The 20,174-nt window shown below is 61.0% G+C and carries 15 protein-coding genes; 9 read left to right on the top strand and 6 right to left on the bottom strand.

The window, feature by feature from the left end; genetic code table 11:
* Positions 1 to 258 precede the first annotated feature (258 nt).
* From dnaA to gyrB, 4 genes are read left to right on the top strand one after another with little or no spacing between them, the layout of a single operon-like run.
* Positions 259 to 1,788 (top strand): chromosomal replication initiator protein DnaA, encoded by a 1,530-nt coding sequence (gene dnaA / locus OGV19_RS23855; RefSeq protein ID WP_264310923.1) that lies wholly within the window; start codon positions 259 to 261, stop codon positions 1,786 to 1,788.
* Positions 1,789 to 1,828: 40 nt separating this feature from the next.
* Positions 1,829 to 2,932 carry a DNA polymerase III subunit beta gene (dnaN, locus tag OGV19_RS23850; protein WP_027592068.1) on the top strand — a complete coding sequence of 368 codons (1,104 nt, stop codon included), beginning with the start codon at positions 1,829 to 1,831 and terminating at the stop codon, positions 2,930 to 2,932.
* A 15-nt stretch (positions 2,933 to 2,947) separates the two neighbouring features.
* Entirely contained in the window at positions 2,948 to 4,051 is a 1,104-nt protein-coding gene (gene recF / locus OGV19_RS23845; protein ID WP_264310922.1) for a DNA replication/repair protein RecF, read from the top strand.
* Between the two features lie 4 nt (positions 4,052 to 4,055).
* Positions 4,056 to 6,476, top strand: coding sequence for a DNA topoisomerase (ATP-hydrolyzing) subunit B (gyrB, locus tag OGV19_RS23840; RefSeq protein WP_264310921.1), 2,421 nt, complete (start codon positions 4,056 to 4,058; stop codon positions 6,474 to 6,476).
* Between the two features lie 126 nt (positions 6,477 to 6,602).
* On the opposite strand, the gene OGV19_RS23835 is transcribed toward gyrB, so the two are convergent.
* Entirely contained in the window at positions 6,603 to 7,907 is a 1,305-nt protein-coding gene (locus OGV19_RS23835) for a sigma-54 interaction domain-containing protein (RefSeq protein WP_264310920.1), read from the bottom strand.
* 222 nt (positions 7,908 to 8,129) lie between these two features.
* On the opposite strand from OGV19_RS23835, the gene OGV19_RS23830 reads away from it, so the two are divergent.
* Genes OGV19_RS23830 through OGV19_RS23820 form a run of 3 tightly spaced genes read left to right on the top strand, consistent with a single transcriptional unit; the run spans position 8,130 to position 11,148 of the window.
* Positions 8,130 to 9,014, top strand: coding sequence for an MBL fold metallo-hydrolase (locus OGV19_RS23830; RefSeq protein WP_264310919.1), 885 nt, complete (start codon positions 8,130 to 8,132; stop codon positions 9,012 to 9,014).
* Positions 9,015 to 9,052: 38 nt separating this feature from the next.
* Positions 9,053 to 10,333 carry an NAD(P)/FAD-dependent oxidoreductase gene (locus OGV19_RS23825; protein WP_264310918.1) on the top strand — a complete coding sequence of 427 codons (1,281 nt, stop codon included), beginning with the start codon at positions 9,053 to 9,055 and terminating at the stop codon, positions 10,331 to 10,333.
* Complete coding sequence (locus tag OGV19_RS23820; RefSeq protein WP_264310917.1) at positions 10,330 to 11,148, top strand: sulfite exporter TauE/SafE family protein; 819 nt, start codon at positions 10,330 to 10,332, stop codon at positions 11,146 to 11,148. The genes OGV19_RS23825 and OGV19_RS23820 overlap by 4 nt, the downstream gene beginning before the upstream one ends.
* Here OGV19_RS23820 and OGV19_RS23815 read toward each other — a convergent pair.
* A complete protein-coding gene (locus OGV19_RS23815) occupies positions 11,137 to 12,024 on the bottom strand; it encodes a LysR family transcriptional regulator (protein WP_264310916.1) in 888 nt (295 codons plus the stop codon). The two genes, OGV19_RS23820 and OGV19_RS23815, sit on opposite strands and share 12 nt — an antisense overlap.
* Positions 12,025 to 12,194: 170 nt before the next feature.
* Here OGV19_RS23815 and OGV19_RS23810 point away from each other — a divergent pair, with 170 nt between their 5' ends.
* Positions 12,195 to 13,841, top strand: coding sequence for a GMC family oxidoreductase (locus OGV19_RS23810; protein WP_264310915.1), 1,647 nt, complete (start codon positions 12,195 to 12,197; stop codon positions 13,839 to 13,841).
* Positions 13,842 to 13,938: 97 nt separating this feature from the next.
* Complete coding sequence (locus OGV19_RS23805; protein WP_264310914.1) at positions 13,939 to 15,558, top strand: MFS transporter; 1,620 nt, start codon at positions 13,939 to 13,941, stop codon at positions 15,556 to 15,558.
* Positions 15,559 to 15,737: 179 nt separating this feature from the next.
* Here OGV19_RS23805 and OGV19_RS23800 read toward each other — a convergent pair whose 3' ends face one another.
* The 4 genes from OGV19_RS23800 to glyQ are packed head-to-tail and all read right to left on the bottom strand — an operon-like array spanning position 15,738 to position 20,095.
* Positions 15,738 to 16,508 (bottom strand): lysophospholipid acyltransferase family protein, encoded by a 771-nt coding sequence (locus tag OGV19_RS23800; RefSeq protein WP_264310913.1) that lies wholly within the window; start codon positions 16,506 to 16,508, stop codon positions 15,738 to 15,740.
* Positions 16,509 to 16,568: 60 nt separating this feature from the next.
* Positions 16,569 to 17,096, bottom strand: a complete 528-nt coding sequence (gene gmhB / locus OGV19_RS23795; protein WP_264310912.1) for a D-glycero-beta-D-manno-heptose 1,7-bisphosphate 7-phosphatase — start codon at positions 17,094 to 17,096, stop codon at positions 16,569 to 16,571.
* A gap of 3 nt (positions 17,097 to 17,099) precedes the next feature.
* Complete coding sequence (gene glyS / locus OGV19_RS23790; RefSeq protein WP_264310911.1) at positions 17,100 to 19,151, bottom strand: glycine--tRNA ligase subunit beta; 2,052 nt, start codon at positions 19,149 to 19,151, stop codon at positions 17,100 to 17,102.
* On the bottom strand, positions 19,148 to 20,095 hold the full coding sequence (gene glyQ / locus OGV19_RS23785) for a glycine--tRNA ligase subunit alpha (protein ID WP_012312032.1): 948 nt from the start codon (positions 20,093 to 20,095) through the stop codon (positions 19,148 to 19,150). The genes glyS and glyQ overlap by 4 nt, the downstream gene beginning before the upstream one ends.
* Positions 20,096 to 20,174 lie beyond the last annotated feature (79 nt).

Below are 20,174 nucleotides of genomic sequence, written 5' to 3'. Positions count from 1 at the left end.
CCGCCTGCGCAGAATCTGTGGATTAAAACGCTCATTATCCACAGGTGAGTTATCAACAGATCTCAACCCAGGGTTGTGCATAGCCCTCAGGTGCGGTTATCCACAGGGCTTATGCACAGCGTGATGAAGACGTTTTGGTCGATAAATGGCTGTTTTGTCACGGATCCGAACGTATCCACATGTGGATAACTGACCGCTCGACCGGTACAATGGCGGTTTGCTTTTGCCTCATCCGGCTTTCAAACTCAGGGGATATCCGTGTCAGTGGAACTTTGGCAGCAGTGCGTGGAGCTTCTGCGCGATGAACTGCCTGCCCAGCAATTCAACACTTGGATCCGTCCGCTACAGGTCGAAGCCGAAGGCGACGAGTTGCGCGTCTATGCGCCTAACCGTTTCGTTCTCGATTGGGTCAATGAAAAGTACCTGGGTCGTCTGCTCGAGCTGTTGGGTGAAAATGGCAGCGGCATCGCACCTGCCCTTTCCTTATTAATAGGCAGCCGTCGCAGTTCGGCTCCGCGCGCCGCTCCCAATGCGCCTGTCAGTGCCGCCGTGGCAGCTTCGCTGGCGCACACCCAGGTACAGAAAGCCGCCCCCGCTGCTGTGTCAGCGGAACCAGCTGCTGCGCCTGTAGAGACGGTGCTGATCAACGAGGTGGCCGAGCCGTCTTCGCGCGACAGCTTTGATGCCATGGCCGAGCCCGCGCCGGTGCCGGCTACCAGTACCCGCACCGAGCAACGCACCGTTCAGGTCGAAGGTGCGCTCAAGCACACCAGTTACTTGAACCGCACGTTCACCTTCGACACCTTCGTCGAAGGTAAGTCGAACCAGCTGGCGCGTGCTGCTGCCTGGCAGGTCGCCGATAACCCCAAGCATGGCTATAACCCGCTCTTCCTTTATGGCGGTGTTGGCCTGGGTAAAACCCACTTGATGCATGCTGTGGGTAACCATCTGCTGAAGAAAAACCCGAATGCCAAGGTGGTCTACCTGCATTCGGAGCGTTTCGTCGCCGACATGGTCAAGGCGCTGCAGCTCAATGCCATCAACGAGTTCAAGCGCTTCTATCGCTCGGTCGATGCGCTGCTGATCGACGACATCCAGTTCTTCGCCCGTAAGGAGCGTTCGCAGGAGGAGTTTTTCCACACCTTCAACGCCCTGCTCGAGGGCGGCCAGCAGGTGATCCTTACCTCTGACCGTTACCCGAAAGAAATCGAAGGCCTGGAAGAACGTCTGAAATCCCGCTTCGGCTGGGGCCTGACCGTTGCCGTAGAACCGCCAGAGCTGGAAACCCGTGTAGCGATTCTGATGAAGAAGGCCGACCAGGCCAAAGTTGAGCTGCCGCATGACGCAGCCTTCTTCATTGCCCAGCGCATCCGTTCCAACGTCCGCGAACTGGAAGGTGCATTGAAGCGGGTAATCGCCCACTCGCACTTCATGGGCCGCGACATCACCATCGAACTGATTCGTGAGTCGCTCAAGGATTTGCTGGCGCTGCAGGACAAGCTGGTCAGTGTGGATAACATCCAGCGCACCGTGGCCGAGTACTACAAGATCAAGATCTCCGATCTGTTGTCCAAGCGTCGCTCGCGCTCTGTCGCGCGCCCGCGCCAGGTGGCCATGGCCCTGTCGAAGGAGCTGACCAACCACAGTCTGCCGGAAATCGGCGACATGTTTGGTGGTCGCGACCACACGACCGTGCTGCACGCCTGCCGCAAAATCAACGAACTGAAGGAATCCGACGCGGACATCCGCGAGGACTACAAGAACCTGCTGCGGACGCTGACGACCTGATGGCCGTCTGCGCAGCTAATTGAAGGCAAGGGACTAGACCATGCATTTCACCATTCAACGCGAAGCCCTGTTGAAACCCCTGCAACTGGTCGCCGGTGTCGTCGAGCGCCGTCAGACCTTGCCGGTCCTGTCCAACGTATTGCTGGTTGTGCAAGGCCAGCAGCTGTCGTTGACCGGTACCGACCTGGAAGTCGAACTGGTAGGCCGCGTGCAACTGGAAGAGCCAGCTGAGCCTGGCGAAATCACTGTCCCGGCTCGCAAGCTGATGGACATCTGCAAAAGCCTGCCGAACGACGTCCTGATCGATATCAAGGTCGACGAGCAAAAACTGTTGGTCAAGGCCGGCCGCAGCCGCTTCACCCTGTCGACCCTGCCCGCCAATGACTTCCCGACTGTGGAAGAAGGCCCGGGTTCGCTGACCTGCAACCTGGAACAGAGCAAGCTGCGCCGTTTGATCGAACGCACCAGCTTCGCCATGGCCCAGCAAGATGTTCGCTACTACCTCAACGGCATGCTGCTGGAGGTGTCGCGTAACACCCTGCGTGCAGTGTCTACCGATGGTCACCGCTTGGCGCTGTGCTCCATGAGCGCGCCAATCGAGCAGGATGATCGCCATCAAGTGATCGTGCCGCGCAAAGGTATCCTGGAGCTGGCGCGCCTGCTGACCGACCCAGAGGGCATGGTCAGCATCGTCCTCGGGCAGCACCATATCCGCGCGACCACTGGCGAATTTACCTTCACCTCGAAACTGGTGGATGGCAAGTTCCCGGATTACGAGCGTGTGTTGCCCAAAGGTGGCGACAAACTGGTGGTGGGTGATCGTCAGGCACTGCGTGAGGCATTCAGCCGTACCGCGATTCTGTCCAACGAAAAGTACCGCGGTATTCGCCTGCAACTGGCCGCCGGCCAATTGAAGATCCAGGCCAATAACCCGGAACAGGAAGAAGCTGAGGAAGAAATCAGCGTCGACTACAACGGCAGTGCGCTGGAAATCGGCTTCAACGTCAGCTATCTGCTGGATGTGCTGGGCGTCATGACGACCGAGCAGGTGCGTCTGATTCTGTCCGACTCCAACAGCAGTGCGCTGCTGCAGGAGGCTGGCAATGATGACTCTTCCTACGTTGTCATGCCTATGCGTCTGTAACCTGTAGCAGGCCGAATGTCCCTTCGACGTATCATGGTCACCGCGGTGCGCAACCTGCACCCGGTGACCCTCTCACCTTCTCCCCGCATCAACATCCTCTACGGTGATAACGGCAGCGGCAAAACCAGCGTGCTCGAAGCTGTGCATTTGCTTGGTTTGGCGCGTTCGTTCCGCAGTACACGACTGAACCCGGTTATTCAGTACGAGCAGCCGGCTTGCACGGTGTTCGGCGAGGTTGAGTTGACGTCGGGAGGCACCAGCAACCTTGGGGTATCCCGTGAACGGCATGGTGATTTCACCATCCGTATTGACGGGCAGAATGCCAAAAGTGCTGCGCAGTTGGCCGAACTGTTACCGCTGCAACTGATCAACCCGGACAGTTTCCGGCTGCTGGAAGGCGCTCCGAAAATTCGCCGCCAGTTCCTGGATTGGGGAGTGTTCCACGTGGAACCTCGATTCCTGCCTGCTTGGCAACGTCTGCAGAAGGCGCTCCGGCAGCGGAACTCGTGGTTGCGGCATGGTACACTTGACCCAGCTTCGCAAGCCGCCTGGGACCGGGAATTGTGCCTGGCCAGCGCGGAAATAGATGAATACCGTCGCAACTACATCAAGGCCTTGAAGCCCGTCTTCGAGCGAACCCTGAGCGAACTGGTCGAGCTTGACGGGTTGACCCTGAGCTATTACCGAGGCTGGGACAAGGACCGGGAACTCAACGAAGTACTCGCCTCCTCTCTTCTTCGCGATCAGCAGATGGGACATACCCAGGCCGGTCCGCAGCGTGCTGATCTGCGTCTTCGATTGGCTGCCAATAATGCAGCCGACATTCTGTCGCGAGGGCAGCAGAAACTTGTGGTGTGCGCGCTACGCATTGCCCAAGGGCACCTCGTCAGTCAGGCTCGCCGCGGTCACTGTATTTATCTCGTGGATGACTTGCCGTCAGAACTGGACGAGCAACACCGCCGCGCATTGTGCCGCTTGCTAGAAGAATTACGCTGCCAGGTGTTCATCACCTGTGTAGATCACGAATTACTGAGGGAAGGCTGGCAGACGGAAACGCCAGTTGCTTTGTTCCACGTGGAACAGGGCCGTATCACCCAGACCCACGACCATCGGGAGTGAAGGCATGAGCGAAAATCAAACGTACGACTCCTCCAGCATCAAAGTGCTGAAAGGTTTGGATGCCGTACGCAAGCGTCCCGGCATGTACATTGGCGACACCGATGATGGTAGCGGCCTGCACCACATGGTCTTCGAAGTGGTCGACAACTCGATCGACGAAGCCCTCGCCGGTCATTGCGATGACATCACCGTCATCATCCACACGGATGAATCCATCAGCGTGCGCGACAACGGTCGCGGCATTCCGGTTGACGTGCACAAAGAAGAAGGCGTATCCGCAGCCGAGGTCATCATGACCGTGCTGCACGCCGGCGGTAAGTTCGACGACAACTCGTACAAAGTATCCGGCGGCCTGCACGGTGTTGGTGTTTCCGTGGTGAACGCCCTGTCCGAAAAGCTGGTGCTGACAGTACGTCGTAGCGGCAAGATCTGGGAGCAGACCTACGTTCATGGTGTCCCTCAAGCGCCGATGGCGATTGTAGGTGACAGCGAAACGACGGGTACCCACATCCACTTCAAGCCTTCGGCTGAAACGTTCAAGAACATCCACTTCAGCTGGGACATCCTGGCCAAGCGGATCCGTGAGCTGTCGTTCCTTAACTCGGGCGTCGGCATTCTGCTCAAGGATGAACGCAGCGGTAAGGAAGAGTTCTTCAAGTACGAAGGCGGCCTGCGGGCTTTCGTCGAGTACCTGAACACCAACAAGACCCCCGTGAACAACCAGGTGTTCCACTTCAACGTCCAGCGTGACGATGGTGTGGGCGTTGAAGTCGCTCTGCAGTGGAACGACAGCTTCAACGAGAACCTGCTGTGCTTCACCAACAACATTCCGCAGCGCGATGGCGGCACTCACCTGGTAGGCTTCCGTTCTTCGCTGACCCGTAGCCTGAACAGCTACATCGAGCAGGAAGGCCTGGCCAAGAAGAACAAGGTCGCGACCACGGGCGACGACGCCCGTGAAGGCCTGACCGCGATCATCTCGGTCAAAGTCCCCGATCCCAAGTTCAGCTCCCAGACCAAGGACAAGCTGGTTTCCTCGGAAGTGAAAACCGCCGTGGAACAGGAGATGAACAAGTACTTCTCGGACTTCCTGCTGGAGAACCCGAACGAAGCCAAAGCCGTTGTCGGCAAGATGATCGACGCTGCCCGTGCGCGTGAAGCCGCGCGTAAAGCGCGTGAGATGACTCGCCGTAAAGGTGCACTGGACATCGCTGGCTTGCCAGGCAAGTTGGCCGACTGTCAGGAGAAGGACCCTGCCCTTTCCGAACTGTACCTGGTGGAGGGTGACTCCGCAGGTGGCTCGGCCAAGCAAGGTCGTAACCGTCGCACCCAGGCGATCCTGCCGCTGAAGGGCAAGATCCTCAACGTCGAGAAGGCTCGCTTCGACAAGATGATTTCGTCCCAGGAGGTCGGCACGCTGATCACCGCGCTGGGCTGCGGTATCGGTCGCGAAGAGTACAACATCGACAAGCTGCGTTATCACAACATCATCATCATGACCGATGCTGACGTTGACGGTTCGCACATCCGTACCCTGCTGCTGACCTTCTTCTTCCGTCAGCTGCCAGAGCTGGTCGAGCGTGGCTACATCTACATTGCTCAGCCACCGCTGTACAAGGTGAAGAAAGGCAAGCAGGAGCAGTACATCAAGGACGACGAGGCCATGGAAGAATACATGACCCAATCGGCCCTGGAAGATGCCAGCCTGCACCTGGACGAGTCGGCGCCAGCGGTTTCCGGTGTACAGCTGGAAAACCTGGTGAACGAGTTCCGTGGCGTGATGAAGACCCTCAAGCGTTTGTCGCGCCTGTACCCACAGGAGCTGACCGAGCACTTCATCTACCTGCCGGAAGTCACCCTGGAACAACTGGGCGACCACGCTGTAATGCAGGCGTGGCTGGCCAAGTTCCAGGAACGTCTGAGCAACAGCCAGAAGTCGGGCCTGGCTTATCAAGCCAGCCTTCGCGAAGACAAAGAGCGCAATGTCTGGCTGCCGGAAGTGGAAATCACCTCGCATGGCCTGGCCAGCTACGTGACGTTCAACCGCGATTTCTTCGGCAGCAACGACTACCGCACCGTGGTCAACATCGGTTCCAAGCTGTCCAGCCTGCTGGGCGAAGGTGCCTATGTGCAGCGTGGCGAGCGTCGCAAGGCGATCGTCGAGTTCAAGGAAGGCTTGGACTGGCTGATGAACGAAAGCACCAAGCGCCATACCATCCAGCGATACAAAGGGCTGGGTGAGATGAACCCGGACCAGCTGTGGGAAACCACCATGGACCCGACCGTGCGCCGCATGCTCAAGGTCACCATCGAAGACGCGATCGCTGCCGATCAGATCTTCAACACCCTGATGGGTGACGCGGTGGAACCTCGCCGCGAGTTCATCGAAAGCAACGCGCTGTCGGTATCGAACCTGGACTTCTGATCCGGTGTAGATTGACCGCCATGGAAAAGCCCGCGAAAGCGGGCTTTTTTGTGTGTGCGAATCGGCGTCCTCAGTAGCCGTTGAAAATTGAGCCAGCGGTTTTGCCAACCCGAGATAAGGTGAGGCTCATTCAGAACCCAAGCCCAGTGCCTTCAAGCGTCGATAGAGGGTGCGCTCACTCATGCCCAGGTGGCGCGCCAGTTCACTGCGTGGCCCCTGAAACTGCTCCAGCGCCTGCGCCAGCTCACCCAGGGCGCTATGGCTTCGGCCCCTGGCCAAGCCGGGTGAGGTCGGCGGGCCGATGTCTTCTGGTAGGTGTTCGGGACGGATCAGCCCGTCATCGGCAAACAGCCGAGCCCTTTCCAGGATGTTACGCAACTCGCGGATATTGCCTGGGAACGGATGCAAGCCAAGCTGTTGCAGTGCCTCATCGGTCAAGCGTGGCGGTGGCTTGCCCCCCATGCGCTGAAGGAGGCTTTCGACGAGCAACGGCAGATCGTCCACACGCTCACGCAGTGCGGGCAGCCGGATAGGAAAACCGCTGATGCGGTAATACAGATCCTCTCGGAACGTCCCCTCGGCAACCATTTTCTTGAGCGGCTTGTGTGTGGCCGAAACCAAACGGAAATCCGAGTGCACGGTGCGCAGGCTGCCCACTGGCCGGAAGCTGCCAGACTCGATCAGGCGCAGCAGTTTGACCTGCATCGCCATCGGCACTTCACCGATTTCGTCGAGGAACAGCGTGCCGCCATGCGCCGCTTCGGCCAGGCCGATCTTGCGCTGGTTGGCGCCGGTGAACGCGCCCTTTTCGTAGCCGAACAACTCGCTCTCGAACAGCGACTCGGTCAGGCCGGTGCAGTCGACCACCACCAGCGGCCCGTTGGCGCGCGGGCTGCCCATGTGGATGGCGCGGGCGAACAGCTCTTTGCCGGTACCCGATTCGCCTTGAAGTAAAACCGGGATCTGCGCGGGCGCTGCGCGCTGCAGGCTGGCCAGTGCCGTCTTGAATGCTGGCGCCCGCCCTACCAACCCTTGCTCCTGAGGCTGCGCCGAGGCGAGTGTGATCGTGGTGAGGCGCTCGACGAAGGCCACCACCCTGCCCTGCTCATCCAGGATCGGCCGCAGTTCGACATCCACATGCTCAGGGCCTCGTGGCGTGTGATGAATGTGCAACACACGCTCCGGAACCTTGCTGTCCCATGCCTTGCGCATCGGGCAATGCTCACCGGCCTGGTCGCAAGGCACGGCATAGTGGTGCGAGACCTTGTGGCACTTTTCACCCAGCGGCGCTTGGTCGTCTCGGCCGAACTGACGGCGATAGGCCGCGTTGGCGGCGAGGATGTTGTAGTCGGTATCCAGCACGATGGTAGGCAGCGCATCGTGTTCGAGGTAGGAAACCAGCGCTAGGATGATGGGATGGGCTTGAGGCATGAGGGCACCGATGTGATAACCCGGCGCAGGGTAGCAAGGACTGCCAAACACTGCCATTGGCTGACAGTCGACTGCCAGTGTCACTGCCATGTTGCCGGGCAAGCGCCAGTCAGGCCCGCATTCATTGGCCAAGACCTGTGAAAAACCCTGGCATGCATCTTGATAAACCTCCGGTCACTGCCTACGCCTCTACTAGGGGTGGAGGAAACTTTGGAGAACGTGATGATCATCGGTAACAACCTTCACGTGGAAGCCTTCTTCGATGAGGCGACCTCGACCATCAGCTACCTGCTCATGGACGGCGAGACGCGCAAGTGCGCGTTGATCGACAGCGTCCTCGATTACGACCCCAAGTCAGGGCGTACCTGCACCGCCTCGGCAGACCGGTTGATCGCCAGGGTGGAGGCGCTGGGTGCGCAGGTGCAGTGGATTCTGGAAACCCATGTTCACGCAGATCACCTTTCGGCAGCGGCCTACCTCAAGCAAAAGCTCGGCGGCCACACAGCCATCGGAGCGCACATCACTCAGGTACAAAAAGTCTTCGGCGCGCTGTTCAATGCCGAACCCGGCTTTGCCCGAGATGGTAGCCAGTTCGATGCCCTGCTTGAGGACGAAGAAGGTTTTCGCATCGGCAACCTGCATGCCCGTGCCTTGCACACGCCGGGGCACACACCGGCATGCATGAGCTATGTGGTGGTGGATGGCGGTGAAACGGCGGTGTTCGTCGGTGACACGCTGTTCATGCCTGACTACGGCACGGCCCGCTGCGACTTCCCCGGTGCTGACGCGCGTACCCTGTACCGTTCGATCCGCCGCCTGCTGGCCTACCCCGACCAGACCCAGTTGTTCATGTGCCACGACTACCTACCGGGCGGGCGCGACATGCAGTACGTCACGACCGTGGCCGAGCAGCGCAGCAGCAATATTCACATCCACCACGGCATCGACGAAGACAGCTTCGTGGCCATGCGCGAAGCCCGCGACAAGACCCTCGACATGCCCGTGCTGATCCTGCCATCGGTGCAGGTCAACATGCGCAGCGGCCACTTTCCGAAGCCCGAGGCCAATGGCGTGAGCTACCTGAAGATTCCACTGAACAAGCTGTGATCGCTTTTCCCATAACGAGATTTCCAGGAATTACCGCCATGCCTGCCTTGCTGTCCCCTGCCAACGCTTCCAATACCGACCACCACAAAGTGGTCGTCGTCGGTGCCGGCGCCGCCGGTATCGCCACGGCGTCCAGCCTGATCAGCCGTGATCCATCGCTGGATATTGCGCTGATCGACCCTGCCGAAGTGCATTACTACCAGCCCGGCTGGACCATGGTCGGCGCAGGTGTGTTCAAGGCGCCGAGCACGGCGCGCACCATGGCCTCGACCATTCCCCGGGGCGTGCAGTGGATCAAGGCACGGGTGCAGGGCTTCGACCCCTTGGGCCAGCTCGTTGTCCTCGAAGGTGGCCGCACCATCAGCTACGAGCAACTGGTGGTTTGCCCAGGCCTGAAACTCGACTGGCAGGCTATTGATGGCCTGAGCGAGACCTTGGGCCGCAACGGCGTGACCTCCAACTACCGCTACGACCTGGCCCCTTACACCTGGCAACTGGTGCAGAAGCTCAAGCAAGGCCGTGCCCTGTTCACCCAGCCGCCGATGCCGATCAAGTGCGCCGGTGCGCCGCAGAAAGCGCTTTACCTGTCTTGCGACCATTGGTTGCGTCACGGTCATCTAGGGCAGGTAAAAGCCAGCTTCTTCAACGCCGGTGCCGTGCTGTTTGGCGTGGCCGACTACGTCCCTGCACTGATGGCTTATATCGACAAGTACGCTGTAGACCTCAACTACGCCCACCGCCTGGCGGTGGTGGACGGCCCCGGCAAGCGTGCGACGTTCGTGCGTACATTGGCCGATGGCAGTACTGAAACCCGCATCGAGGCCTTCGACATGCTGCATGTGGTGCCGCCGCAGGTGGCGCCCGAGTTCATTCGCGAAAGCCCGCTGGCGGATGCCGCTGGCTGGGTCGATGTCGACCCGCAGACCTTGCGCCACCGAAAGTTCACCAACATCCATGCCTTGGGCGACGTGGCCAACACCAGCAATGCCAAGACTGCTGCGGCCGCGCGCAAGCAGGCGCCGGTGGTGGCCAACAATGTGCTGGTGGCGTTGGGCAGGCTCCCTACCCTCGCCATGTACGATGGCTATGGCTCCTGCCCGCTGACTGTCGAGCGCGGCAAGATCGTGCTGGCCGAGTTCACGTATGGCGGTAAGGTGGCGCCGAGCCTCCCGCGCTGGTTGCTCGATGGCCGACAGCCGACGCGTCTGGCCTGGCTGCTCAAGGCGCGGGTGCTGCCGCCCTTGTACTGGAAAGGCATGCTCAAGGGGCGTGAATGGATGGCGCGGCCGCAGCCGTTGGTAGCCGAGGCTGGGAAGTGATCGAACATCAACTGTTGGGCGCGGTGCTGGGGGCGATCATCGGGGCTGTGCTGGCATTGACCGGCGCAGGGGGCGGTATTCTCGCGGTGCCGCTGCTGGTGTTCGGCCTTGGCCTGTCGATGGTCGAAGCGGCGCCGGTCGGCCTGTTGGCGGTGGGCCTGGCTGCAGCCGTAGGTGCCGTGCTGGGGTTGCGCCAGGGATTGGTGCGCTATCGTGCGGCGTTGTTCATTGCCCTGATCGGCGTAGCGGTCGCGCCCTTGGGGTTGATGCTGGCGCATCGCGTGCCCAATACGCCGCTGCAATTGGTATTCGCCGGCGTGCTGGTCTATGCCTGCCTGCGCATCTGGCGCAAGGCGGCCAGGGAGCTGCGCGGCGCAGCCAACGACGCTCACCGGTACATCGAACCGTGCGTGCTCAACCCCTTGCAAGGGCGCTTGCGTTGGACGCTACCCTGCGCACGTGCCTTGGCAATGACCGGTGCACTGTCGGGTTTGTTGTCCGGCCTGCTGGGGGTGGGCGGTGGTTTCGTGATCATTCCAGCCTTGAACCGCTACACCAATTTGCGCATGGCCAGCATCGTCTCCACCTCGCTGGCGGTGATTGCGCTGGTATCCACCGGTAGCGTGGTCAGCGCCAGCCTGGCAGGCGTCATGCACTGGCAGGTCGGCGCACCTTTTGCTGCTGGGGCGGTGATCGGCCTGCTGCTGGCGCGGCCCCTGGCGGCCAGGCTGGCAGGGCCGCGCGTGCAACAGATGTTTGCCGTGGCGGGTTGGCTGGCTGCCCTACTGCTGGCCGGCAAGGCACTATGGAGCTAGCAATTCGCCCTGTTCAGCGGCACACAGCGCCAGCAGGTAGTCCCACACTACCCGCAGGCGTACCGACTTGTGCAGTTCACGCCGGGTGCAGATCCAATAGCTGCGCTGGATGGTTTCGCTGGGCAGCACACGCACCAGCGTCGGGTCATGGCGCGCCATGAAGTTGGGCAGCACGGCAATGCCGAGGCCTGCACGAGCGGCCTGTTGCTGGGCGATCACGCTGGTGCTGCGAAACGCCACATTAGGGGCGCGGCAGAAGCTGTTGAGAAACAGCAGCTCCTGGCTGAACAGTAGGTCATCGACGTAGCCGATCCAGCTGTGCCGGGCCAGGTCTTCGCGGTTGCGCAGCGGCGGCGCGCGGTCGAGGTAAGCTTGGCTTGCGTAGAGCGCCAGGCGATAGTCAGTGAGTTTGCGAGTGATCAGCAGGTCGGCATTGGGCCGCTCCAGGTGGATGCTGATTTCGGCCTCGCGGTTGAGGATGCTGACGAAACGCGGCACGGCCACCAGTTCCACCTCAAGGCCTGGGTAGCGCTCGAACAGCGCATTCATGCGTGGAGTGAAGAACATGATGCCAATGCCTTCGGTCACGCCAAGGCGGATCTTGCCCAGCGGGGTGATGGCCTGGGTGATTTCTTCCTGCGCCAGCAAGGCGACGTTTTCCATGGCTTCGGCGTGCTTGAGCAGGGCCTGCCCGGACGGGGTCAGGTCGTAGCCTTGGGCGTGCTGTACGAACAGTGGCGTGCCCAGGCTTTTCTCGATGCTCTCGATATGCCGGGCGACCGTGCTGTGGGTGGTGTTGAGGCGCTTGGCAGCAGTTAGCAGGCGGCCGCTGCGCTGCAACTCTAGGAAAAACCGCAGATCGTTCCAGTCGAACATGCTGATCCCTGTGCATCCCGATTACGCGGTCCTTGTGTAGGCGCGTGTATTTCCCATGGTGGCCGCTGTGCTAAAACGCACAGCGGCTGCGCGAAATCTCGTGTTTCCACAGCGAAATTAATCAATAAGATGGGTCGGGACAAGAACAATAATCAGGCGCGAGGTTGCACATGCCATCAGCCGATTCTGTCTTCGACTACGTGGTCGTAGGCGCCGGTCCCGCCGGGTGCCTGCTGGCCAATCGTTTGTCCGCCGACCCTTCCTGCCGCGTGCTGCTGCTGGAAGCGGGTGGCCGTGACAACTATCCCTGGATCCACATCCCCGTCGGCTACCTCTACTGCATTGGCAACCCGCGCACCGACTGGTGCTTCAAGACCGAGGCGCAACATGGCCTGGGCGGGCGTAGCCTGGGTTATCCACGGGGCAAGGTGCTTGGCGGTTGTTCCTCGATCAACGGCATGATCTACATGCGCGGCCAGGCGGCCGACTATGACCACTGGGCCGAGCAAGGTAACCCAGGCTGGGCCTGGAAGGACGTACTGCCACTGTTCAAAGCCAGCGAAAACCACTTTGCCGGTGACAGCGAGCACCATGGCGCTGCCGGTGAATGGCGGGTCGAGCGCCAGCGTTACAGCTGGCCGATTCTCGACGCGTTCCGCGATGCGGCCGAGCAAAGTGGCATCGCCAAGGTCGACGACTTCAACACCGGTGACAACCAGGGCTGTGGATACTTTCAGGTCAACCAGCGCAGCGGTGTGCGCTGGAATGCCTCCAAGGCGTTTCTGCGGCCCGTGCTCAGCCGGCCGAACCTGACCGTGCTGACCGGCGTGGAAGTCGATCAGGTGTTGCTCAATAACACCCGTGCCCGTGCGGTAAAAGCCCGCTGGCAAGGTGCCTGGAATGAGTTCGCTGCACGTCGCGAGATTGTTCTGTGCGCGGGTGCCGTAGGCTCGCCGGGCATCCTCCAACGTTCTGGCATCGGCCCACGCAAGCTGCTGGAAGACCTGGGGATTGGCGTACGGCATGACATGCCCGGCGTCGGCGGCAACCTGCAGGACCACCTGCAATTGCGCCTGATCTACCAGATTCGCAACACTCGCACCCTTAACCAGATGGCCAACAGCCTGTGGGGCAAGATGGGCATGGGCCTGCGTTATCTCTATGACCGCAGCGGCCCGCTGGCCATGGCGCCGAGCCAGCTGGGCGCCTTTGTGCGCTCCAGCCCCGAGCATGCCACCGCCAACCTGCAGTACCACGTGCAGCCCTTGTCGCTGGAGCGGTTCGGCGAGCCGTTGCACCGCTTCCCGGCATTCACCGCATCGGTGTGCAACCTGCGCCCGGTCAGCCGCGGGCGCATCGATATCCGCGCTGCAGATATGCAAAGCGCCCCACTGATCGACCCCAACTACCTCAGCGACCCACAGGACTTGCGTGTCGCCGCCGACGCCATCCGTATGACCCGGCGCATTGTCCAGGCCCCTGCCCTTGCGGCTTTCGCCCCACAGGAATACCTGCCGGGCGCTGCCCTGCAAAGCGAAGAAGACTTGTTCGAGGCTGCAGGCAAGATCGGCACCACCATCTTCCACCCTGTGGGTACCTGCCGCATGGGCAGTGGCCCGCTGGATGTTGTGGATAACCAGCTGCGGGTGCATGGCATACCCGGCCTGCGGGTGGCGGATGCCTCGATCATGCCGCAGATCACCTCCGGCAATACCTGTTCACCCACGCTGATGATCGCCGAGAAGGCCGCGCAACTTATCCTCAGAGGAGCTGCAACCCAGACCTACCTAAACGAAGACGCAATACCGACGCCCTGACCCGGGTGCGTGCAACACCGGCAGCTTGCGGTCGGAGGCTGCCGACAGTGGAACAAAAAGAATAATCACTGTGGCCTGTGGGCCGAGGACAGCAACGATGTCGGATTACATCCAAGAGCAGGGTGCGACGGCCAGCAGCTCCAGCCGTCGTGAAGAACGAAAGATCATTTTCGCGTCATCCCTCGGGACAGTTTTCGAGTGGTATGACTTTTTTCTCTATGGCGCGCTGGCGGCGGTCATCAGCAAGCAGTTCTTTGCTGGGGTCAACGACACCACGGCCTTCATCTTTGCGCTGATGGCCTTCGCTGCGGGCTTTTTGGTCCGCCCTTTTGGTGCGCTGGTGTTTGGCCGGTTAGGCGACATGATCGGGCGCAAGTACACCTTCCTGGTGACTATCGTGCTGATGGGCCTTTCGACCTTTGCCGTTGGCCTGCTGCCCACGTATGCCAGCATTGGTATCGCGGCGCCGATCATCCTGGTGATCCTGCGCATGCTGCAAGGCTTGGCGCTGGGGGGCGAGTACGGCGGCGCGGCAACCTACGTGGCCGAGCATGCGCCACCCGGTAAGCGCGGGTTCCATACCGGTTTCATTCAATCCACCGCCACGCTCGGGCTGCTGCTGTCGTTGCTGGTCGTGTTGGGTAGCCGTTACATCAGTGGTGACCAGTTCGAAACCTGGGGCTGGCGCCTGCCGTTCCTGCTGTCGATCTTCTTGCTGGCGATCTCCACCTGGATCCGCATGAGCATGCACGAATCGCCAGCCTTCGTGAAAATGAAGGCTCAGGGCAAGATCAGCAAATCGCCGATCCGCGAATCGTTCACCTCCTGGCCGAACCTCAAGGTGGTGCTCACTGCCCTGTTCAGCATCAACGCCGGCCAGGCCGTAACCTTCTACACCGCGCAGTTCTACGTGCTGTTCTTCATGACCCAGATGCTCAAGATGGACCCCGCCCAGGCCAACACGTTGCTGATCATCAGTGTGGTGATCGGCGCGCCGTTCTTCGTGTTCTTCGGTTGGCTGTCGGACCGCATCGGGCGTAAGCCGATTTTGATGGTCGGCCTGCTGCTTGCGACCGTGCTGTACTTCCCGCTGTTCAAGGCGCTCAGCCATTACGCCAACCCGCAGATCGACGCCGCCAGCCGCCAGGCGCCGATCGTTGTGACCGCCGACCCGCAGGGCTGCACCTTCCAGTTCGACCCGGTCGGCAAGGCGCGTTTCGACAGCCCGTGCGACAAGGTCAAGACGTTCCTGGTCAAGCAGGGGCTGCCTTACAGCTCGGTGAGCGTGGCGGGCAGCGAGGTGGTGGTCAACATCGGCGACAAGAGCATCAATGGCTTCGACGAGGCTGCCATGCGCTCGGCGATCGAGCAGGCGGGGTACCCAGCCAAGGCTGACCCTGGGCAGGTCAACCAAGTGATGGTGGTGGTGCTGATCGTGGCCATGATCCTGATCGCGACCATGACGTATGGCCCGCTGGCAGCGGTGATGGTCGAGCTGTTCCCGACCCGTATCCGCTATACCTCGATGTCCCTGCCCTATCACATCGGCAACGGCTGGTTTGGTGGCTTCCTGCCGACGGTGTCGTTCGCGCTGGTGGTGTATACCGGGGATATTTTCTATGGGCTGTGGTACCCGGTGCTGGTCACCGGCATCAGCTTGGTAGTGGGTATCTTCTGCCTGAAAGAAACCAAGGATGTGGATATCGACAAGGTCTGACGAGCCCTAGGCTCACCCATAAAAAAACCGGCTTAAGCGCCGGTTTTTTTATGCCTCTGAAAAACTTATGCACGTTTTTCGCAAATCTGTCATGTGAAGAAATAAACAGCTAATTCAATCACTTACTGCATACTTCAAACAGGTGTCGGAAAAATTGCTCACAAGTTATCCACAGATCGTCAGGCAATCTGCTCCTGCGGTTTTTCGTCAACCGGCGGCAGCGAACCCAGGGCCCTTTGCGTGGCCTCGTTCCAGGCGGCGGCGCGGTCATTGAGCTCGGCAATTGCACGAGGACCGGTGCCGTTGGCATACATCGGTTCACCGATCACCACCTCGATGGTGCCCGCACGCTTGCCCCAGCCAGCCTTGGGCCAGAACTTGCCGGCGTTGTGCGCGATCGGCAGCACCGGCAGCCCGGCGTTCACCGCCAATGCGGTACCACCGCGGGAGAACTTGCCGACCGTCCCAAACGGCACACGCGTACCTTCCGGGAAGATCAGCACCCACACACCCTGCTTGAGCAGCTCGTCACCCTTGCTGGCCACATGGCGCAGGGCTTCCTTGGGGTTGTCGCGGTTGATTGCGATGGGCCGCAGCATGGCCATGGCCCAACCGAAGAACGGCACGTACAGCAGCTCGCGCTTGAGCACCTGGCTGAGCGGCGAGAAGTACTGGGAAAGGAAGAAGGTCTCCCAGGTGCTCTGATGGTTGGACAGGATCACGCACGGCTCACTCGGCACGTTCTCGGCGCCGGTGATCTTGTAATTGATGCCCAGGATGGTGCGGGTCAAAAATAACGCGCAACGGCACCAGTACACGTTGATGAACGTGTAACGCTTGGGGAACGACAAGAATGGCGCGACAAAGAAGCTCAGGGAGCACCACAGCAGCGAACTGGTGCCCAGCAGCAGGTAAAAAAGAAAGATTCTGATCGCCTGCAGGATCGACATAGTGGCATGTACCGTTGCGGGGCTTGCCCGCCTCAGAAAATGCGCCCGAAGGCGCACCGTTTAAATTAGTTCTCTGGCGATAGCTGCCAGATCGTCGAAAATCAGTGTAGTTTCAGGGACGCCTTTTTCCAGGGTCCGCTCGCCCTTGCCGGTTTTAACCAGCACGGGCTGTGCACCGACGGCCAGGGCGGCCTGAAGGTCACCTTGGCTGTCGCCGACGAACCATACGCCGCTCAGGTCGGCGTGGTAATGGTCGGCAATTGCCTGCAGCATGCCTGGCTTGGGCTTGCGGCAAGCGCAGCCCTCGTCCGGCCCATGCGGGCAATACACGATATGGCCCACTTCGCCGCCCTGCTCGGCCACCAACGCACGCAGGCGCGCGTGCATGGCCTCGAGGGTATCCAGCGAGTAATAGCCGCGGGCGATGCCGGACTGGTTGGTGGCCACGGCCACCGTCCAGCCCGCCTTGCTCAACTGCGCGATGGCCTCGACCGAGCCGGGAATGGGGACCCACTCCTCCAGCGACTTGATGTAGGCGTCGGAGTCGTAGTTGATCACCCCGTCACGATCGAGAATCAGCAGTTTCAAGGCTTACCCCAGCAGCGAGATGTCGGCCACACCCAGGAACAGACCGCGCAGGCGGCTGAGCAGGGCATAACGGTTGGCGCGGACCTTGGCGTCCTCGGCATTGACCATCACCGCCTCGAAGAAGGCGTCGACCGGGTCACGCAGGGCCGCCAGGCGGGCCAGCGACTCGCTGTACTGACGTGCAGCGGCCATCGGTTGCACGGCCTGGTCGGCCTGCTGGATGGCCGAGTACAGGGAGAACTCGTTGGCGTTGTCGAAGTACTTGGGCTCGACCTGTTCGGCGATGGCGCCTTCGGCTTTGCTTAACAGGTTCGACACACGCTTGTTCACCGCAGCCAGGGCTTCGGCTTCCGGCAGTTTGCGGAAGGCCTGCACCGCCTGCACGCGCTGGTCGAAGTCCAGGGCAGAACCCGGCTTCAGGGCACGCACCGACAGGTAGGTGGCAACGTCGATGCCTTCGTCTTCGTAGCGCGCACGCAGGCGATCGAAGATGAACTCCAGCACCTGCTCGGCAAGGCCAGCGGCCTTGACCTTGGCACCGAACTGTTTGACCGCGAACTCGGCGGCACCGGTCAGGTCCAGGTCCAGTTGCTTCTCGATCAGGATGCGCAGAATGCCGAGCGCGGCGCGGCGCAGGGCGTACGGGTCTTTGCTGCCGGTAGGCAGCATGCCGATGCCGAAGATGCCGACCAGGGTGTCGAGCTTGTCGGCGATCGCCACGGCAGCACCGGTAACGGTCTCTGGCAACTCAGCGCCAGCGCCGCGTGGCATGTACTGCTCGTTCAGGGCCATGGCGACGTCTTGCGGCTCGCCATCGTTGAGCGCGTAGTAGTAACCGGCAACGCCCTGCATTTCAGGGAATTCGCCGACCATCTCGGTGGCCAGGTCGCACTTGGACAGCAGGCCGGCACGCGCGGCGCGCTGGGCGTCGCCGCCAATCAGCGGGGCAATGAACGCGGCCAGCCTGGAAACGCGCTCGGCCTTGTCGTAGACGGTGCCCAGTTGAGCCTGGAACACCACGTTCTTGAGGCGCTCGTTGAAGGTTTCCAGCGGCTGCTTCTTGTCTTGCTTGAAGAAGAACTCGGCGTCGGTCAGGCGTGGGCGCACGACCTTTTCGTTGCCTTCGATGATCTGCTTCGGGTCACGGCTTTCGACGTTGGCCACGGTGATGAAGCGCGGCAGTAGCTTGCCTTCGCTGTCCAGCAGGCAGAAGTACTTCTGGTTGTCCTGCATGGTGGTGATCAGGGCTTCTTGCGGCACGTCGAGGAAACGCTCCTCGAACGAGCACACCAGCGGCACCGGCCATTCGACCAGGGCGGTCACTTCGTCCAGCAATGCCGGCGGCACGATGGCACTGCCTTCCTGCTGCAGGGCCAGTTCTGCGGTGCGTTTGGCGATCAGCTCACGGCGCTCGGCGAAGTCGGCCAGCACGTAGGCTTTGCGCAGGTCTTCGACGTAGTTGGCCGGGGTGGTGATGACCACGTTCTCCGGGTGATGGAAGCGGTGGCCACGGGACTCACGGCCAGCCTGCTGGGCGAGGATGGTGCAATCGACGACCTGGTCGCCGAGCAGCATCACCAGCCACTGGGTCGGGCGCACGAACTCTTCGCGGCTGGCGCCCCAGCGCATGCGCTTGGGGATCGGCAGGTCGTTGAGCGAGTCTTCGACGATGGTCGGCAGCAGGCTGGTAGTGGACTTGCCCGGGATGTGCTGGGAGAAACGCAGCTTGGCGCCGCTCTGGTCGATTTCCGACAGCTCTACACCGCACTTCTTGGCAAAGCCCAAGGCAGCTTGGGTCGGCTCACCGTCTTTGAAAGCAGCCTGCAAGGGCGGGCCGTCGATGTTGATGCTGCGGTCAGGCTGCTGCACGTCGAGCTGGCGAATCAGTACCGCCAGGCGACGCGGTGCGGCGTATACCGACTTGCTGGCGTAGTTCAGGCCAGCGGCCTGCAGGCCTTTCTCGATACCAGCCAGGAAGGCGTCGCCCAGGCTGGCGAGGGCCTTGGGTGGCAGCTCTTCGGTGCCCAGTTCTACCAGGAAATCTTGAGCACTCATTGTGCAGCCTCCAGCTTAGCCAACACTTCGTCACGCAGTTCAGGGGTGGCCATCGGGAAGCCCAGGCGTGCGCGGGCTTGCAGATAGCTTTGCGCCACGTCCCGGGCCAGGGTACGTACGCGCAGGATGTAACGCTGGCGCTCGGTCACCGAAATAGCGCGGCGCGCGTCGAGCAGGTTGAAGGTGTGCGAGGCCTTCAGGACCATTTCGTAAGTCGGCAGCGGCAGGTCCAGCTTGATCAGGCGGTTGGCTTCGCTTTCGTAGAAGTCGAACAGCTCGAACAGTTTCTCGACGTTGGCGTGCTCGAAGTTGTAGGTTGACTGCTCCACTTCGTTCTGGTGGAACACGTCGCCGTAGGTAACCTTGCCGAACGGGCCATCGGCCCAGACCAGGTCGTAGACCGAGTCGACACCCTGGATGTACATGGCCAGGCGCTCCAGGCCATAGGTGATTTCACCGGTGACCGGGTAGCACTCGATGCCGCCCACTTGCTGGAAGTAGGTGAACTGGGTCACCTCCATGCCGTTGAGCCAGATTTCCCAGCCCAGGCCCCAGGCGCCAAGGGTCGGCGATTCCCAGTTGTCTTCGACGAAACGGATATCGTGGACCAGCGGATCCAGGCCAATGGCTTTCAGCGAGCCGAGGTACAGCTCCTGGAAGTTGGCCGGGTTCGGCTTGAGCACCACCTGGAACTGGTAGTAGTGCTGCAGGCGGTTGGGGTTTTCGCCATACCGCCCGTCGGCAGGGCGACGGCTAGGCTGCACGTAGGCGGCGTTCCAGGTCTCTGGGCCGACGGCGCGCAGGAACGTGGCGGTATGGAAAGTGCCGGCGCCTACTTCCATATCGTAGGGCTGAAGCACCACACAACCTTGAGCTGCCCAGTAGTTCTGCAGGGCGAGGATCAGGTCTTGGAAGGTACGCACGGCTGGCGTAGGCTGGCTCACGAAATTCACCTGTATCTGGGGATGCGGATGTAAAGAGCGGGAGTATAACCTGATTCGCCTCGCCCTCTACTCATTGGAG

The sequence above is a fragment of the Pseudomonas putida genome (assembly GCF_025905425.1).
Lineage (GTDB): Bacteria > Pseudomonadota > Gammaproteobacteria > Pseudomonadales > Pseudomonadaceae > Aquipseudomonas > Aquipseudomonas putida_AF.
Note: the sequence above shows the minus strand (reverse complement) of the source record. Positions and strands in the feature narration are given on the sequence as shown.

Bases quoted from the DNA above. Each gene is read 5' to 3' on its own strand.
- dnaN (WP_027592068.1), top strand. From the start codon at position 1,829: ATGCATTTCACCATTCAACGCGAAGCCCTGTTGAAACCCCTGCAACTG.
- recF (WP_264310922.1), top strand. From the start codon at position 2,948: ATGTCCCTTCGACGTATCATGGTCACCGCGGTGCGCAACCTGCACCCG.
- gyrB (WP_264310921.1), top strand. From the start codon at position 4,056: ATGAGCGAAAATCAAACGTACGACTCCTCCAGCATCAAAGTGCTGAAA.
- OGV19_RS23835 (WP_264310920.1), bottom strand. From the start codon at position 7,907: ATGCCTCAAGCCCATCCCATCATCCTAGCGCTGGTTTCCTACCTCGAA.
- OGV19_RS23830 (WP_264310919.1), top strand. From the start codon at position 8,130: ATGATCATCGGTAACAACCTTCACGTGGAAGCCTTCTTCGATGAGGCG.
- OGV19_RS23825 (WP_264310918.1), top strand. From the start codon at position 9,053: ATGCCTGCCTTGCTGTCCCCTGCCAACGCTTCCAATACCGACCACCAC.
- OGV19_RS23815 (WP_264310916.1), bottom strand. From the start codon at position 12,024: ATGTTCGACTGGAACGATCTGCGGTTTTTCCTAGAGTTGCAGCGCAGC.
- OGV19_RS23810 (WP_264310915.1), top strand. From the start codon at position 12,195: ATGCCATCAGCCGATTCTGTCTTCGACTACGTGGTCGTAGGCGCCGGT.
- OGV19_RS23805 (WP_264310914.1), top strand. From the start codon at position 13,939: ATGTCGGATTACATCCAAGAGCAGGGTGCGACGGCCAGCAGCTCCAGC.
- OGV19_RS23800 (WP_264310913.1), bottom strand. From the start codon at position 16,508: ATGTCGATCCTGCAGGCGATCAGAATCTTTCTTTTTTACCTGCTGCTG.
- glyS (WP_264310911.1), bottom strand. From the start codon at position 19,151: ATGAGTGCTCAAGATTTCCTGGTAGAACTGGGCACCGAAGAGCTGCCA.